Origin of the sequence: Paenibacillus sp. 1001270B_150601_E10 (genome assembly GCF_015558675.1) — a bacterium.
Lineage (GTDB): Bacteria > Bacillota > Bacilli > Paenibacillales > Paenibacillaceae > Paenibacillus_B.
This window is the reverse complement of the sequence record NZ_JADMOL010000003.1, coordinates 203,160-219,901: the sequence shown is the minus strand read 5'-3', so window position 1 is coordinate 219,901 and position 16,742 is coordinate 203,160. Positions and strand designations below refer to the sequence as shown.

General features: G+C 48.8%; 10 protein-coding genes. 6 read left to right on the top strand and 4 right to left on the bottom strand.

Features of this window, described 5'->3' with window-relative positions:
- Window positions 1-2: 2 nt before the first annotated feature.
- The 4 genes from I2H74_RS09640 (at window position 3) to I2H74_RS09625 (ending at window position 6,655) form a co-directional block, all read left to right on the top strand.
- A complete protein-coding gene (locus I2H74_RS09640; protein ID WP_195573749.1) occupies window positions 3-1,475 on the top strand; it encodes an ABC transporter substrate-binding protein in 1,473 nt (490 codons plus the stop codon).
- A gap of 109 nt (window positions 1,476-1,584) precedes the next feature.
- Window positions 1,585-2,877, top strand: a complete 1,293-nt coding sequence (locus I2H74_RS09635) for a glycoside hydrolase family 125 protein (RefSeq protein WP_195573748.1) — start codon at window positions 1,585-1,587, stop codon at window positions 2,875-2,877.
- Between the two features lies 1 nt (window position 2,878).
- The gene (locus tag I2H74_RS09630; protein ID WP_195573747.1) at window positions 2,879-5,596 is read left to right on the top strand and encodes an alpha-mannosidase; all 2,718 of its coding nucleotides are present in this window, start codon (window positions 2,879-2,881) and stop codon (window positions 5,594-5,596) included.
- A gap of 345 nt (window positions 5,597-5,941) precedes the next feature.
- Entirely contained in the window at window positions 5,942-6,655 is a 714-nt protein-coding gene (locus I2H74_RS09625; protein WP_195573746.1) for a hypothetical protein, read from the top strand.
- Between the two features lie 200 nt (window positions 6,656-6,855).
- Here I2H74_RS09625 and I2H74_RS09620 read toward each other — a convergent pair whose 3' ends face one another.
- Window positions 6,856-7,941 carry a M24 family metallopeptidase gene (locus I2H74_RS09620; protein ID WP_195573745.1) on the bottom strand — a complete coding sequence of 362 codons (1,086 nt, stop codon included), beginning with the start codon at window positions 7,939-7,941 and terminating at the stop codon, window positions 6,856-6,858.
- A 516-nt stretch (window positions 7,942-8,457) separates the two neighbouring features.
- Here I2H74_RS09620 and alsS point away from each other — a divergent pair.
- Window positions 8,458-10,146 carry an acetolactate synthase AlsS gene (gene alsS / locus I2H74_RS09615; protein ID WP_195573744.1) on the top strand — a complete coding sequence of 563 codons (1,689 nt, stop codon included), beginning with the start codon at window positions 8,458-8,460 and terminating at the stop codon, window positions 10,144-10,146.
- 71 nt (window positions 10,147-10,217) lie between these two features.
- Window positions 10,218-11,045 (top strand): acetolactate decarboxylase, encoded by an 828-nt coding sequence (gene budA / locus I2H74_RS09610; RefSeq protein ID WP_267490727.1) that lies wholly within the window; start codon window positions 10,218-10,220, stop codon window positions 11,043-11,045.
- Between the two features lie 280 nt (window positions 11,046-11,325).
- On the opposite strand, the gene I2H74_RS09605 is transcribed toward budA, so the two are convergent.
- The 3 genes from I2H74_RS09605 to I2H74_RS09595 form a co-directional block, all read right to left on the bottom strand.
- Entirely contained in the window at window positions 11,326-13,830 is a 2,505-nt protein-coding gene (locus I2H74_RS09605) for a glycoside hydrolase family 38 C-terminal domain-containing protein (RefSeq protein WP_195573743.1), read from the bottom strand.
- Window positions 13,831-13,953: 123 nt separating this feature from the next.
- Window positions 13,954-14,955: an ROK family protein gene (locus tag I2H74_RS09600; RefSeq protein WP_195573742.1), complete on the bottom strand. Its 1,002-nt coding sequence runs from the start codon at window positions 14,953-14,955 to the stop codon at window positions 13,954-13,956.
- 2 nt (window positions 14,956-14,957) lie between these two features.
- A partial coding sequence (locus tag I2H74_RS09595; protein WP_229106538.1) for a class I mannose-6-phosphate isomerase occupies window positions 14,958-16,742 on the bottom strand: 1,785 nt, incomplete at its 5' end.

The window sequence follows — 16,742 nt, the reverse complement described above, 5'->3', positions numbered from 1 at the left end:
AAATGGCTAAAACAAAGAAAATGCTACTTATGTCCATCAGCCTTGTCTTGATGGCATCTCTCTTCTTGGCTGGCTGCGGAAGCAAAAAGGATGCAGCAGAAGAAGGCACTCCTGAAAAGCCGGTTGAACTGATTTGGCAAACGATCGGTACACCTCAAAAAGATGTTGATAAAGTTATGGCGAAAGTCAGCGAGTACACCAAGGAAAAAATCGGTGTAACCGTAAAAATGAAAATGTATGACTGGGGCGATTACAACCAAAAGATGCAAGTTGTTTCCGCATCTGGTGAGCCTTACGATATCGCGTTCACATCTTCTTGGGCATTTGACTATGTGAACAATGCAAGAAAAGGCGCTTTCTATGACTTGACAGAGCTTCTTGACCAATACGGTCAAGGCATTAAAGATGCTCTTCACCCATCCTTCTTAGAGGGTGCGAAAATTGATGGCAAGCTTTATGCAGTACCTGTCAATAAAGAGTTGCCTGCTCAAAAAGTATTCCGTTATAATAAGAACTTGGTTGATAAATATAATCTCGACATCGACAGTGTGAAAACGCTTGAGGACCTTGAGCCATTGCTCGCAGCAGTGAAGAAAGGTGAACCGAACATGTTCCCGTTCTCTGCGGGTAAAGACTTCCGCTTCACGCTTCCTCTTGACCTTGTAAACGAGAACATTCCACTTGGCGTTCGTCTTGACGACAACGGCGATCTGAAAGTGGTTAACTTGCTTGAACAACCAGAAGTTATGAAGAACTTTGAAACGATGCATAAATTCTACAAAGCAGGTTACCTGAAGAAAGATGCTGCAACAGCTACATCCGGCGACGAGATGAAGACAGGTGCATGGCTTACTGACCTTGCACATACTCAGCCGTTTGCAGACACACTTTGGTCTGACAGCAACGGATACCCTGTTGTATCCCGTCCAGCTGAAGAGCCATACGTGTACAACTGGTCCGTTACAGGTTCTATGATGGCAATCTCTGCGAACACCAAGTATCCTGAGAAAGCAATGGAATTCTTGAACCTTCTTAACACAGACAAGTATCTTCGTAACTTGGTGAACAATGGTATTGAAGGCGAACATTACAAACGCATTAGCGAAGATCGTATCGAGTACTTGCCAGCGAAGCAAGAAAACTACGATATGCCAAGCTTTACGCTCGGTAACTTCTTCGTCTTGGATAAACTTCCAAGCGACCCAGACAACAAATGGGATGAGTTCAAGAAGTTCAACGATTCCGCTAAAAATGCACCGCTCCTTGGCTTCAACTTTAATGGAGACAATGTGAAGACGGAAATGGCGTCTATTCAAAACGTACGTGAAGAGTTCTTCCCGTCCCTGTTCACAGGTACAGTAGACCCTGCTGTATACGTGCCAAAAGCTCTTGAGAAATTCAAGCAAGCTGGCCTTGACAAGGTTCAAGCTGAGATGCAAAAACAAATCGATGAGTGGAAAGCATCCCGCAAATAAAAGCGTAATATAAGCAGTCGGTGATAATCAGGTGAAGCAGGCTTGCTTCACCTGATCGTATTTACAGCCATTTTAGATAGGAGAAAGAGACTAAGGAGGAGAAGCCATAATGGAACAATTACCTCAGAGTGTACTTCGTGTTATGGAAGAAGCGAAGACAAAACTTGCAGATCATCCCAAGCTGATGAATCTATTTACAAACTGCTTCCCAAACACACTCAAGACGACTACCAAGCTTCACGATGACGGCACATCCTACGTATTTACAGGGGATATTCCAGCGATGTGGCTGCGAGATTCCAGTGCTCAGGTTCGCCAGTATATGCCGCTCGCTGAAGACGACCATGACGTGCGCCGCATCATTGCAGGTCTCGTTCGCAAGCAATTAAAATATATTCAAATCGATCCTTATGCGAACGCATTCAATGAAGCTCCTGTTCGTCTCGAAGAGATTCACCATCGTGATATTACGGAATTGAACGGATGGGTATGGGAACGCAAGTATGAGATTGACTCCTTATGCTATCCGCTCCAGCTCAGCTATCTGTATTGGAAGACAACAGGGGATACGTCCTTGTTTGACGGCGAATTCAAGACAGTTGCTACGATCATTATGAATCTGTGGACAACCGAACAGCGTCACATGGAGCAATCGCCGTATCGCTTCCAGCGTCAAGATTGCCGCAAGACAGACACGCTCAAGAATAACGGCATGGGTATGCCTGTAAACTATACAGGGATGACATGGTCGGCATTCCGTCCGAGCGATGACGCTTGTACGTTTGGCTATTTGGTACCGTCCAATATGTTTGCCGTTGTGGTTCTTCGCTACTTGGAAGAAATCGCAATGGAAGTGTACGAGGATGCAACATTCGCCGAGAAGATTCGTCGCCTGAAAGATGAGATCGATGAAGGCATTCAAACGTACGGCATTGTAGATCATCCGAAATACGGCAAGATGTATGCTTATGAGACAGACGGCTTTGGCAATTACAATCTGATGGATGATGCAAACGTGCCTAGTTTGTTAGCGATCCCATATTTAGGCTATACAACAGCAGATGATCCTATCTATCAGAACACTCGCCGCTTTATTTTGAGTGAGGAAAATCCGTATTTCTTTGTAGGTGAAGCTGCTCAGGGCATTGGGAGCCCGCATACGCCGCATCGTTATATTTGGCATATCGCACTATCTATGCAAGGGCTTACAGCTTCAACGAAGGAAGAGCGCGAGCAAGTGCTGAACCTGCTCGTATCGACTGATGCGGACACCGGTTATATGCATGAAGGCTTCGATGCTGACGATCCAGCGAAGTTCACTCGTGAATGGTTTGCTTGGTCGAACAGTTTATTCTCAGAGCTTGTATATCGTGAATATTGGCTAGCGGAAGGAGAGAAGTAACATGACGAAGAAAAAAACAGCACATATTATCTCTCATACTCACTGGGACCGCGAATGGTACATGCCTTATGAGTATCATCACGCGCTCTTGATCGAGTTGATGGATACACTTCTCGATACATTGGATAAAGACCCTAACTATAAGAGCTTCCACCTTGATGGGCAAACGATCATGCTGGAGGATTACCTTCAAGTTCGCCCTGAGATGAAGGATAAGCTTACGAAATATATTCAAGAAGAACGCATTCATATCGGTCCTTGGTACATCCTTCAGGATGAGTTCCTGACAAGCAGCGAAGCGAATGTGCGCAACCTTCAAGTCGGTCATCGCGACGCAAAATCATATGGCGGCAAGATCTCGAAGCTTGGTTACTTCCCAGATTCCTTTGGTAACATGGGTCAAGCACCACAAATGCTTCGTCAAGCTGACATTGATGTGGCAGCATTCGGACGCGGTGTAAAGCCAACAGGCTTCAACAACCAAGTATCTGAAGATGCAGCTTATGAATCACCATATTCGGAGATGATCTGGCAGTCCCCAGATGGTTCCAAAGTTATCGGTATCTTGTTTGCAAACTGGTACTGTAACGGTATGGAAGTACCTGTGGATGAGAAGCAAGCGGTCGCATACTGGGAAAAAGCGATTCCTAATGCAGAGAAGTTCGCTTCCACGCGTCACCTGCTCTTCATGGGCGGCTGTGACCACCAGCCAATCCAAACGGATTTGTCCGATGCGATTGAAGTAGCGAAGAAGCTATTCCCTGATGTGGACTTCGTTCATTCGAACTTCGAGCTGTATGTGGATGAGCTGAAGAAGGATCTCCCAGAAAACCTGCAAACGGTCCATGGCGAGCTTCGCAGCCAACGCACAGAGGGCTGGTATACGCTTGTTAATACAGCGTCCTCCCGTGTGTACTTGAAGCAAATGAACGCAGAGAACCAAACCCTGCTTGAGAAAGTGGCAGAGCCGCTTGCGGCATTCGCTCATCAAGTAGGCAAGCCTTATCCGCATCACTTGTTCGTCTATGCATGGAAGACATTGATGCAGAACCATCCACACGACAGCATCTGCGGCTGCTCCGTAGATGAAGTTCACCGCGAGATGGTCACACGCTTTGAGAAATCGAAGCACATGACAGAAATGATTATTCGTGAATCCATCGACGGCTTGATCCCTGCGATCGATACAACAGCCTTCGAAGGTAAAGAAGCATTCCCATTCACGGTATTTAATACAGCAGGCTACAATCGCGATGGCTTCGTGGAAGTTTCCATCGAATTGAAGCGTCGCTACTTCAGTGAAGCTTACCCGACTCGCCTTGCACGCGAAATGAAGGTAGAGCCGATCGCATCAGGCGCGGTTCTGGATGCTGAAGGCAACGTTATCGATTGCGAATGGACAGATGGCGGCGTGATGTTCGGCTATGATTTGCCGAAGGACAAGTTCCGTCAGCCGTATATGGCACGCATTCTGAAGCTTCGCCTTCAAGCGAAGGACATTCCTGCTCTTGGCTATAAGACGTTGGCTTGGGTAACAGGCGCTACTAATCCTGAGGCAGCCAGCCAATTGACTGGCGACTTCACAATGGAGAACAGCAACCTGAAAGTTGAAGTGCTGGCGAATGGCTCGCTCAAGATGACGGACAAGGCGACAGGCCATGTCTATGACGGCTTGAATGTGTATGAAGATGCTGGTGATGTCGGTAACGAATATATGTACAGAATGCCAGAAGGCACAACGCCGCTGACAACAGAAGGCGTAGCTGCAGAACGCACAGTGGTGGAAGACTCCGCATTCCGCACGGTGATCGAAGTGAAGCATAACTGGAGCATTCCTGCATCCGCAGATGAACTGCTTCATGAGGAGCAGCTTGAGATCGTAGGCTTCCCGAACCGTAAGGCGAAGCGTTCTAAAGAGATGGTGGCGTTCGCGATTGTGACACGCTACACGCTCGATCGCGATGCGAAACGCGTTGATGTGCATGTTACAATGGAAAACCAATCGAAGGATCATCGTGTACGCGCCTTGTTCCCTACTGGCTTTGTTGCGGAAACGCACTTGGCGGATTCCATCTTCGAAGTAGCACGCCGCAACAACGTGCCTGCTCCTGAATGGCAGAACCCAAGCAATGACCAGCATCAGCAATCGTTCGTCAGCGTAAGCGACGGCACGCTTGGTTTGACTGTAGCGAACAAAGGCTTGTGCGAATACGAAGTGTCTCAAGACAACAAGAACACAATCGCTGTAACGCTGATGAGAAGCTCTGGAGAGCTTGGTGACTGGGGTTACTTCCCAACGCCTGAAGCGCAATGCATCGGTACAAACGTTGCGGAATATGCGATTATTCCACACGCTGGCGATGTTGTCACTTCCAGTGCGTATGAAGAAGCTTACAGCTTCCAAGTGCCATTCCTCGTTCGTCAAACAGACGTCCATGCAGGTTCCTTGCCTGCAAACCATGCCTTCCTCGAGTGGGCTGGAGAGCAAGTAGCATTCTCCTCCCTCAAGATGGCAGAGGAGACCGACAACATGGTCGCTCGCTGGTACAATGTTGCGCTTGAGCCGCGCACATTGAAAGTGAAGCTTCCTGAAGCGGTGAAGGGCTTCTATCGTAGTGATCTGCTGGAGCGTAAAGGCGAAGCAGTGGCTAACGACAACAACGGGGCGACGATTGAGCTTGGCACTGCTGAGATCTTCACGCTTGGCATTGAGAAATAAGCATAAATTGGTTAATAAAAGGACTGTCTGGGTTAACTCAGGCAGTCCTTTTTTGTTTATGCATTTTGAGTCGGTCAGATAAGAAGGCAAATGAGCAGCACGTTTCAAAAGCAAATTAAACATATTACATACTGATTCAATGAAAATGCAGGCTTATTTGCGTTAGTAACGAAATCATACTACTGATCGTCAATTGTATATTAAAAGATATATTTACAAAATAAGTAATTTTGTTTATCATTTATTCTAGATGCAAATGGGTTGATTGAAAAGACTTGTACATAGGCAGTAATCATAGTTAGGGCATACCGAATCAGGTGATTGGGAAATACAAGGAGGAAGCCAATGGAAGAAGCAAACAGGCGCTTTGTAACTCGCAAGAAGAGTGCTGTAATGGCTATTATCGGTGTAGTGTTACTGGTTTCGCTTTATTTCTCCGGTGCTTTTGCTGTTCAGTATTTCAATGAAAATGATACCCTATCGGATAAAAGAATCCAAGAGCTTCGTAGGACATATCCTGTTAACAACGGTTTTGGTCCTTTGATATTAGTGTCAACTAAACCTTTTCATGAAATTATGGAGCTTGCTCCAGCCTTTGTATTAGGGGAGGTTGTAGGTCAATTAGACGACGCAACGACCTCATTCACTGCACAGCTTGGAACACCGGAATATGCGGTACAACAGAAGAGCTCCAATGATGGAGTGGTTCGTCCTACAACGCAAACCTTCTCACAGTATAAGATAAAGGTGTTGGAGCATATTGCGGGTGAATCTATAGAAGATACGTTTGTACTACGAATCACCCCCTACAATTACGATTACTTTCCTTCAATGAAACCAGGAATGAAGTATATTTTCCCGCTGGCAAGGGGAGAAGGGAATCATAAAGGGACTTATTTTACGACCAAATCAGGAATGTTCTACATGGTGGATGAGAAATACGTGCTCCCTGTGATGGATAAAGACCCTTCCTATCTAACCTATCAAGGAAAATCAATTGATACCATCATCGATGCGATTCGAGAGATCAAGGCGAAGCAGGGCAAATCAGGTGATTAGAATCAAATGTAGCATTACAGGCAATTCAGTGGCCTCTGACTGTAAGATCTTCTCAGAAGTAATAACTAATTTGCCCAAGTATTGAGCGTTTAGGCATTGGCATACTTAAATAAATTAAAAAAGGTGCTGTTCCCTCCATGGAGAGAGCAGCACCTTTATGTTTAACAAGGTAATGCGTTGATAGATATTGATTAATGTTGTTACAATCCGATCGAAATCAGCTGCTTCGGATAAGAGGTCAGCACCTCAACACCTTGCTCCGTAACCACGACATCATCCTCGATGCGCACGCCGGCCTTGCCTGGCACGTAGATGCCCGGCTCAATTGTAAATACCATGCCTGGCTTCAAAATGTCTGTATTCTGACCGTGGACAGATGGATATTCGTGCACATCAATACCTAGGCCGTGGCCAAGGCGGTGCGTGAAGTACTCACCATAGCCAGCATCAGCGATAACCAGGCGTGCTGATTGATCCAAGGAGCCGAAGGTAACGCCAGGCTTCGTCGCTGCGATCGCAGCCTCATTGGCTGCCAGCACCGTATTGTAGATGCGCTCGGTCTCCTTGTCTACCTCGCCAATTGCAAATGTACGCGTGATATCGGAAGCGTACCCATTCAAGTACACCCCAAGATCAAACAAGAGAAGCTCTCCCTCTTGTACTTTGCGTCGTCCCGGAACACCATGTGGAAGCGCTGCATTAGGACCTGACAATACCATCGTAGAGAAGGATGGTCCTTCGGCGCCTTGCTTTTTCATCTCATATTCGAGCTCTGCCACGACCTCGATCTCAACCATGCCGACCTTAATGCGCTTCACGACATTGTCGAGGACAGTCTCGATGCAGACAATGGCATCCTTCAAGCGATGAATCTCATCCGCGGACTTGATCACTCGCATGGATTGAAGAAGAGGACCCACATCTACGAATTGCTGAGCAGTCACGACTTGCTTGAGCGCTTCGAAGTTCTGAACGGACATGTGGGCTTTTTCCAGTGCCATCATGTTCAATTGGTTAGGCAAATGCTGCTTCAGAATCAGATAAGGATTATCGGTATCAGAATGCGTGATGATGTTGGAGATGGATGAGGCTTCTCTTGCTTTGTCTGCATCGAGCGCAGGGACGATAAGTATAGGCTCTGCTTCGCGGGTGAACACTACACCAAGAAAACGCTCATGCGGATCACATGCGAAACCTGTTAAGTAATAGACATGCTTCGGGTCTGTAATAAGGACTGCGTCCCAAGACTCTGCATTCATTGTTTGTTGAATTAGCGTCGAACTCATTGGGTCTAACTTCCTTTCCTTAGGGCTTCAATCACTTTACACTCGATCACTAGGGCTGAGGCGCAAGCGTGGACTTACATCATAGCGCTCTCCAAGGATCAAGGGTATGGTTGTATAAGTTGAAGATATCACGTTCTTCATGAAAATGCGAATAAGCCTCTCATATTAACAAGCGATTCCCTTTAAAATTGGCATAAGGTAAGTGTTTCCAGAAACATTCTTGTCTATTTCCCACAACGAAAAAAGGCAATGGCAACGCAAGTTCACCATTCATAATATTGATGGCCCTACAAGTTGAAGATTCGCCAACATGCAAATGAAGCTTACAAAGCCTGGAGCCTCGAACGTTTCAATGATAGTGAAGCAGGTCCAATATCGAAGGGGATTTGTCTCCATTTTAGTAAATTCTGCTAATTGGTTCATTATCGTTTGAAGGAGGTGCTATAAGGGTAGTGTTGTATGGGAGTTCAATACGTTAGTTTCAATGTTCATATACATAACTTATACAAAGGATGAATGATCATGACATCTAAAGAACAGCATAGTCAAAAGCCACGCTTAGGCGCAGAACTTGTCGTTGATGTGCTTGAAAAGCAGGGCGTTACACATATATTCGGCATCCCGGGCGCAAAGATCGACCGGGTCTTTGACGTGCTTCAGGAACGAGGCCCTGAGCTTGTGCTATGCAGGCACGAGCAGAACGCAGCTTTCATGGCGGCGGCGGTAGGACGCCTTACTGGACGCGCGGGCGTATGTCTCGTGACATCAGGCCCAGGGGCATCGAATCTCGCGACAGGTCTTGTTACGGCGACCGCTGAGGGAGACCCCGTTGTAGCCATCAGCGGCGCGGTTACCCGCAAGGAGCGTTTGAAGCGCACGCATCAGTCGATGGATAATGCGGCGTTGTTCCAGCCGATTACCAAGTACAGCGCAGAAGTACAGGATCCGGACAATGTGCCGGAAGCGCTCGTGAATGCTTTCCGTGCGGCGGAGTCGCCTCGTCAAGGGGCAGCCTTTGTCAGCTTCCCTCAGGATATTATTCAAGCGGAGACGGAGGTTCGAGCTCCAAAGGCGCTACATGCGCCCAAGCTTGGTGTTGCTCAGCAAGCGGATGTTACCAGAGTAGTGGAACTGCTTCGCAAAGCGAAAATGCCTGTGATTCTGCTTGGGATGGGCGCAAGCAAGCCGGAAGTAACGGAATCTTTGCGCCGTCTGTTGAAGCATTCGCCGATCCCTGTCGTGGAGACTTTCCAAGCGGCAGGAGCGATTTCTCGTGAGCTGGAGGATTGCTTCTATGGTCGTGTCGGGCTGTTCCGCAACCAGCCAGGAGATGATGTTCTGCATCTTGCGGATGTAGTACTTGCAGTTGGATATGATCCTGTGGAATATGATCCCAAATATTGGAATGCAGCTGGCGAACGTACGATCATTCATCTGGACGATACGCGTGCGGAGATCGACCACGATTATCAGCCTGAGCTGGAGATGCTTGCGGACATGTCGGCTACGCTGGACGCGATTACAGGTCAGTTGGATCATGTGAATATCGAGGAGCCGTACGTTCAGCAATTGGCCGTTATTTTAGATAAATACAAACGCGCGGGTCTTCCGCCAGAGGAGGCAGCATCAGGACGCATTCATCCGCTTCAGGTCATTCAAGATATGAGATCCATTATACCGGATGACGTGACGGTTACTTGCGATGTGGGCTCTCACTACATTTGGATGGCGCGATACTTCCGTTCCTACGAGCCTCGCCGCCTGTTGTTCAGCAACGGGATGCAGACGCTTGGCGTTGCGCTGCCTTGGGGGATTGCAGCGGCTTTAGTAGAGCCGGGCAAAAAGGTCGTATCGGTATCGGGAGACGGCGGTTTCCTGTTCTCCGCCATGGAACTGGAGACAGCGGTTCGCTTAAGAACGCCAATCGTGCACCTTGTTTGGAATGACGGCTCATATGATATGGTGGCCTTTCAGCAGCAGATGAAGTATGAACGCACATCAGGAGTGCAATTTGGCCCCGTGGATCTTGTCAAATATGCAGAGAGCTTCGGTGCAGTTGGGATGCGCTTGGAACGTCCTGAAGATTTCCCTAGCTTGCTGCAAAAGGCCATGCAAGAAGAAGGTCCGGTATTGATTGATATCCCGATCGATTATGCGGATAATATCGCGCTTGGTGAGTCCTTGCTGCCGAACCAATTCCACTAATCCCACACGGAATAAATTCGACCAAATTCAGCTAGCAAGTGAAGTGTGATATGGAAAGGAGTCATGGCATCATGACGAATCTAACGCGGGAACGAAATGAAACAGCAATGAATGCTGATCACCATAATAACAGCAAGACCGTGGAGAACCCAGAGAACAAGGCAGGGAATCAGTCTGATCCATGCCGTTCTACTGCGAATGTGTTCTACCAGACCTCTATGATGACCGCCCTCTTGGACGGCGTCTTCGAGGGCAGCATGACTTTAGGCGAGCTGATGGAGCATGGCGACTTTGGCATAGGGACGTTCGAGCATCTGGATGGAGAGCTGATCGCCTTTGACAATCACTATTATCGGTTGCTCTCCGATGGTTCTGTTCATAAAGTATCGGAAGAGGTGAAGACGCCGTTTGCCTCGGTTACCTTCTTCAAGCCCGATGAGACGCTGCTTATCGATAAGCCTATCGGCCGTGAGGAGCTTGAGCACAAGCTCAACGCCATCATGCCGAGCGAGAACCTCTTCTACGCGATTCGCATTGACGGCGTGTTCGAAAAGGTATCGACACGTACGGTTAAGGGGCAGAAGCCACCTTATCCTACACTTGTAGAAGCTACTCAGCACCTGCCGATTCATACGATGGATCAGGTCAGCGGCACCTTGGTTGGCTTCAAAGCTCCTGACTATGCGCAGGGCTTGGCTGTAGCGGGTTATCATGTACATTTTGTAGATGATGAGCTGACAGGCGGCGGCCATGTGCTGGATTATCGCTTAGTAAAGGGCACGATCCAGATTGGCATTCATCACGAGATGCACATTCACTTCCCGAATAATCGCGCCTTTTTGAAGGCTGATTTGCTTCGTGAGAACTTGGATGGCGAGATGGGCATTGCTGAAGGTTGATGAATAAACGATAGCTTCACAGTAAAAGTCACGACTATAATGTGAGTTAATCATCGTGCCGAATGTATACGAAGTCCGAGCCTCGAGCTTATGTCTTGAGTGGGGACTTCCAATTTTTACACGTTCCCCGTGGAACAAATTTCGACATTGTTCCACTTTTTCATACACAAGCAAAAGGAAATCTATACGATCAAAATAGAAAAAGGCTGATCCTTCATCTCCCCGCTCTCCGGGAAAGGTGTATGGATCAGCTTTTTTCCTTTAAGAATTCGTTTCCTTCTTAACCGCGCATACGAGTGACGACAAATGGTTCATGCAGCGCATGCAGGGCATCAGCCAATTGATCCTTAGGCAAGGTCTTGTCGGCACGGACATGATACATGAATTCGTAGAAACCGCCTAACGTAGCCTTGAAGTTGGTCTCCCAGTAGTTCGTCATGAGCCATGCAAACGATTCTGGCTTAGCGTTTTCTGGCTGCTGCGTGTGTACGAGTCTTCTGCCAAACTCGAGATCTCCCCATTGAATGAGCGGTGTATCTGGGGTGCTTAGCAGCAGCGTGTTATGCTCATCCTGCCAAGCAACGCCTTCCTGTACGCAGGAATAGTCGAGGCAAGTGCCTGGAAGCTGATCCTTCCAAGGACGTACAAGTCCCCCTGGCTTGTCGGCATATACCGCATTTTGCTGCGCGCCGCTCGTAAATGGAAGAGCAAGATATACGTTCTCTGGATTCCATACGCTTTCCTTGTGGAAGCGAACGGAGACGTCGATCTGGTTCTTGTTCACGTATACTTTAAGGAAGAGTGCAAAGTATGAGATGCCATTTAGTTCATACATAAGCTCTACGGTTGTGTACAGTGAGCCTTGATCAATCGTGCGTACCGAGACGAGCTGCCCGATGGAGCGCTCCACATGCATGCCTTTGCGATTGCGGCCCATGCGCGCACGAACACTCCATACCTGTGCAGGAATCTTTGAATCCGCAGGAGGCGTGACCTCGTAGATCGGCGTAAATGCGCCGTATTGACGATCCTCTCTCAGCATATCCCTGTTCAATTCTTTATTGAACCATGACGTGATGCCTTGTTCCTTTGACCAAGTCAGGCGCACAAACGGAGATTCAAGTCCGTTCTGTGTTACACGAATTGGGGTATGGCTGTTTGTTCCGGTAATCGCTGGATAAAGATCATCCATGTCGTATACTTGATCCGCGCCGATTAGTCGCGTATTGGAAGTCATGACGCCAGGATTCTTCTCCATCGAGACCGGACGAATGGCCAGCATGCATGATTCTCCTGCACCTAGCTGCAGCTCAGTAATGATGGATTGTACATTGGCCAATTGATGGACCAGCGCTTCTCCTGTATCCTCGCGAACCACCTCTATGCCGTTACGCAGTTCCCCTGGCTCCCAGCCGTCCAGATTCAACGCTACATGCTCCTTAACGGCCGCGTTCGACGTATTGCTGATCCGGAAGCGGTAAGGACGCTCTGGATAGAGCGTAGACGCTCCTTGTTCTAGCAGCACTTTATCCAGTGCGCGGTATATCCGCTCGCTGGCGATCGCGGCATTCGCCTGTTTGCGAACCTCAAGCATCTGCACGTTTTTGTGCCATGGCTCGCCGATGGAAGAGTGGTAGCCCCAAGTATGCTCTGCATACATCACAAGCGCTTGTTCGCAAGCATCCAGCTCGCTTTGGCTCACAGCCTCTTGCTGAGGGTCAAGCTTCTTCACCTTGCGAAGCGTACGCTGCGCGTCGCGGTAAATCTGGGTGTGCATTGGCGTAGAGCTGACGCCATCGGTCCACCAGTCGGGCCAGTCGCCTTGATGGACAGGCAGCTTGCTCAGGTCTTCCTGCTTCAAGCGAGTGAAGAACTCGCTCAGGCTGACCATTTTGACCGTAATCTGATCCCCATGCTGCTTGTTCCACGCTGTAATCCATTCGATAATGCGAGCGTTAGGGGAGGCGTTGTCTGTACCAAGGCCAGACAGCATAACCGGTACAAAGTCATACGGATACTGCTCGCGTTCAAGCTGTGCCACATAGCGATTTAGACGAATGTATGCAATTTGATTATGAATCGCTTCAGGCTCGACCAGCATATGGTTGAACTCATCGCGAATCATGTATTTCCCAAGTGCGTTCGGGCAGAAGCCAAGCTCATTGCCGAACATGTAATGCTCGCCGTTCCAGACGAGGAGACGCTTGCCATCGCTCGTTTCCCACCAGAACGGGATCTGCTTGCGTCCAAGGGCATACATGCCGTGGTGGGTATGGATGCAGCTGAACAAATGCTCAATGCCATTCTCAAGTAAGCTGTTTGCATAGCCCCAGCCATAGCCATTGATATCTGCGGTCATGGCGCTGTCTACTTTGTGCCCGATGGAGGAAGCATAGCTTTGAGCTTTGCTGTGGATGCTCTTCAAAAGATCGTAATCAGGAAGCTCCGTCATATTCAGATAAGTGCCGGACAGCTCCAAATCACCGCGAAGAACCGCTTCGGCGAAGGAGGACTTTTCCGCGTCGGACGCTTCATCCAGGAAGCGTTCAACCGCCCAGAAGGTCTCGCAGGTCCAGCGAAAGCCGCTCCATTCAGGCTTGGTGCCTTTATGTGCCTCATTCACGATGTGAAGCGCTTGACGGATAAAATCAACATGATACTGCTCAATCTTCTCTTGGCGCTCCGTATAGCCAATATCCGTATGGGAGTGGTGTATAGCATAGACCGTCCATTTTCGGCTTGGCGTTGGCACTGAAGCTTGTTTGATTTGCTGTTCTAGGGACATGAGAACTCCTCCTCAAAAGGTCGTCAGTTATAGGATGATGAGTGAAAATTGTGGCTTTTTTCCTCTAATTGCGAGCAGGAAGCGAATCTCCCGCATAATCGGTACATGGGTACACCTTGTTTTTTAATAAGCGCGTTCTTCATTAAAAAGCTGATCGATACCGTAAAAGACATGCTGCAATACCTGGTCCTCTACTTGAAGGATCACATGCTCGGGCCGCAGCGCTTCTGTCAGCGATGCCTCGAAGAGCACCAGACTCTTTGAGATCTGACCGCCAAGTATGAGGCGATCCGGCTTGAAGGTGCTGACGTAAGGCTTCAACATGCGCCCAAGCCGCTCTCCATAGATCTGCCACATCCTGAGCGTTAGGGCATCCCCTTCGGACGCGGACAGAGCCAGATCATGCACATCTTCATGGCCGCTTCGAGCATGAAGCTGGTCAGCAAGCCGCAGTATCCCTCTGCGGCCAAACTGATCATCCACCTGCCGATCTTCAAACCATTCCGCATACAGCATGCCAGAAGCAGGTACGCCGTCCTTCCCTTGAATCATCCTTCTATTCTTTATAAAAGCAGAGCCAAGGCCGGTTCCAAGGGTTAAGCAGAGCATCCGCGAAGTTGGATAGTGCCTGCTCACACCAAGCGCAAATAGGGTGGCGTCATTATCGAACAAGATTAAGGCTTGTGTGAGCCTGCTTAGCCACATTGGCTCTTGCGAGGCAGTAGCACGCTTAAGGAATTCCTGCTTCAGCAGGGTACGAATATTTAGTCCGTACAGCCGCTCATATTTGCCAAGACCCTGAATCTGACATATGCCCGCTTCGTAGTCAAAGGGCCCAGGGAAAGCGATGCCGATGCGGATTTCAAGCTGCATGCTACTTGAGTATCGAAGCTTCATGTAATGTTCCATCAGCAGCTGGCACACATCGGCGAAACCGCTTATGATTACCCCTGCTTCAGCATCGGATTGAGATGGCGTTTGCATACTCATATCAGGCAGCAGCACTCCATTTTCAAGAAGACAGCCTTTTATATAGGTGCCGCCAGCATCAATGGCAAGCGTTAGAACCGTAGGGTGATTATGAGATGCGAGTTGTTCTTGGGTTCGATCCCCGTCTCGCTCCATAGTCAGTCCACCTTCCAATGATGCGGGAGAAGCGGGGTATGCCAGCTAGGCGATACCTGAGCGCGGATCAGTGTGCATGGTTGATCTCCGATCGACTCCAAGCGGTATTGGCCAACATCAGCTGGGACGATATGCGCCTCTGCATAACCCCATTCCACGGCTGCATCCTTGTTGTTTTCAGGAATAAGTCGAACGCGTTCTCCCTCGACGAGATTGTACATGACGAAGCTGCCATTCGTTTCGTCGACCCATTGGCCGTTCAATCGAAGTCTCTTGACTTGGAACAGCAGGTCCTCTCTTTCTCCGAGAAGCTCTTCCACACTGTCGCCCTGTATTCGCTTGACTTCTGGCTTTGCAATCAAGTGCTCTTCGACATAAGCCGTATCGAACCGTTCGATCATATTGTGGGCGGCATGATCACGGTTAATTGGACGAGGCTTGCCATCCTTGTCGAGTCGCAGGTGGTCATAAATCTTAAAGGTAAACCACCAGGTCGTTGACGAGATCTCAAGCACGAGATTGTCAGGCCCTGATAGATGGACAGCGCCAGGCGGAATCATGAATAGATCGCCTTTTTGCGCGTCAAGCACATTGACATACTGCTTAAGGTCTAGTGGCACATGAGTCTCATGAGCCTTATCGACTGCTTCAAGCAGCTTCTCTCCGGTCATGCCCTCTGCAAAGCCAAGTGCAACGTAAGGTTTCGAGCCGGGCTTCTGCTCCATGATGTAGTACGATTCCTGCTGTGTGATTCTATCGTTGAATGTCTTTTCCAAATACGCTTGCTGTGGATGAACCTGTAGGGACAAGTTATCCCCATCAATCGTATCCAAATAGTTGAATCGAATCGGAAAATAATCGCCAAACCGTTCGACGTTGCGGCTTCCCAGCACTTTGGCAGGGTGTGCCTGTAAGAGCAGCGGAAAAGGTAGCTCGATTACATGATCATCGATTCCTGCAAGAAGGGTATTCTCAGGTGCTATCGGCTCGAAGCTCCATGCACAGTTGTCCCATTCCTCTTCTGGCAGATGACAAAGCTTTTTCAAATATTGTCCGCCCCATATCCCCGGTGCGAAGAAAGGCTTTACGCGAAATGGCTGTCCGGCAAGCGTTTCTAATACTTGCTTGAGCATGGGCAGCGTTAAGATTACAGGCCGACTGGGCTCGTTCATGTCGACATAGTAATCGAAGGAATATAATTGTTCCTTGCGATATTGCTCCCACACTGGCCACTCTAAAAATAGCGCGTGCTTGTAGGTTTCTACGGGGTCCTTGCACTCCCCTAAGCCCAAGCTTCCCAGGCCTGCCCGGTGCAGCTTCTGCTGCAGCTCACGGGATACATCGCAGAATAGGCTTACGTCAGCGGAGCCGCTCAGGAAGCGTGCGCCCGGTCCTGCCGTGACAATCATAGTCTTGCCAGCAGGACGGCTGGCGCTTCCTGCTGTTTGCTCAGCATGCTCCAGAAGCTGGCTGACATCATACTGCCAATCCGCTTCAGCAGTTGGCTGGAAATAATCGTTCACTTTAACGTCGGATGCCATATAGCCAAAGGCACGATTATCCGTCAAATAAGGGTGGAATTGGGTGAACAGCTCTTCTGTTTCCTTCATGTAATGTGAGCTGTGAATGTCGATGAACGGAATTTCTTGATCTATGCACGCACCTCGCAGCACATCCAGCCACTGCACGAAATCAGTTCCGTTTGTGCCGTCCAGCGCTACGATAAAAGTGTCGCCTTTATGTTGCTGATAATGTTCCAATAGGGTATCAGTGAAAGATTCATAGCC

What these genes read in the sequence shown, in the direction of transcription:
- I2H74_RS09640 (WP_195573749.1), top strand. Translation starts at nt 3, where the DNA reads ATGGCTAAAACAAAGAAAATGCTACTTATGTCCATCAGCCTTGTCTTG.
- I2H74_RS09635 (WP_195573748.1), top strand. Translation starts at nt 1,585, where the DNA reads ATGGAACAATTACCTCAGAGTGTACTTCGTGTTATGGAAGAAGCGAAG.
- I2H74_RS09630 (WP_195573747.1), top strand. Translation starts at nt 2,879, where the DNA reads ATGACGAAGAAAAAAACAGCACATATTATCTCTCATACTCACTGGGAC.
- I2H74_RS09625 (WP_195573746.1), top strand. Translation starts at nt 5,942, where the DNA reads ATGGAAGAAGCAAACAGGCGCTTTGTAACTCGCAAGAAGAGTGCTGTA.
- I2H74_RS09620 (WP_195573745.1), bottom strand. Translation starts at nt 7,941, where the DNA reads ATGAGTTCGACGCTAATTCAACAAACAATGAATGCAGAGTCTTGGGAC.
- alsS (WP_195573744.1), top strand. Translation starts at nt 8,458, where the DNA reads ATGATCATGACATCTAAAGAACAGCATAGTCAAAAGCCACGCTTAGGC.
- budA (WP_267490727.1), top strand. Translation starts at nt 10,218, where the DNA reads ATGACGAATCTAACGCGGGAACGAAATGAAACAGCAATGAATGCTGAT.
- I2H74_RS09605 (WP_195573743.1), bottom strand. Translation starts at nt 13,830, where the DNA reads ATGTCCCTAGAACAGCAAATCAAACAAGCTTCAGTGCCAACGCCAAGC.
- I2H74_RS09600 (WP_195573742.1), bottom strand. Translation starts at nt 14,955, where the DNA reads ATGGAGCGAGACGGGGATCGAACCCAAGAACAACTCGCATCTCATAAT.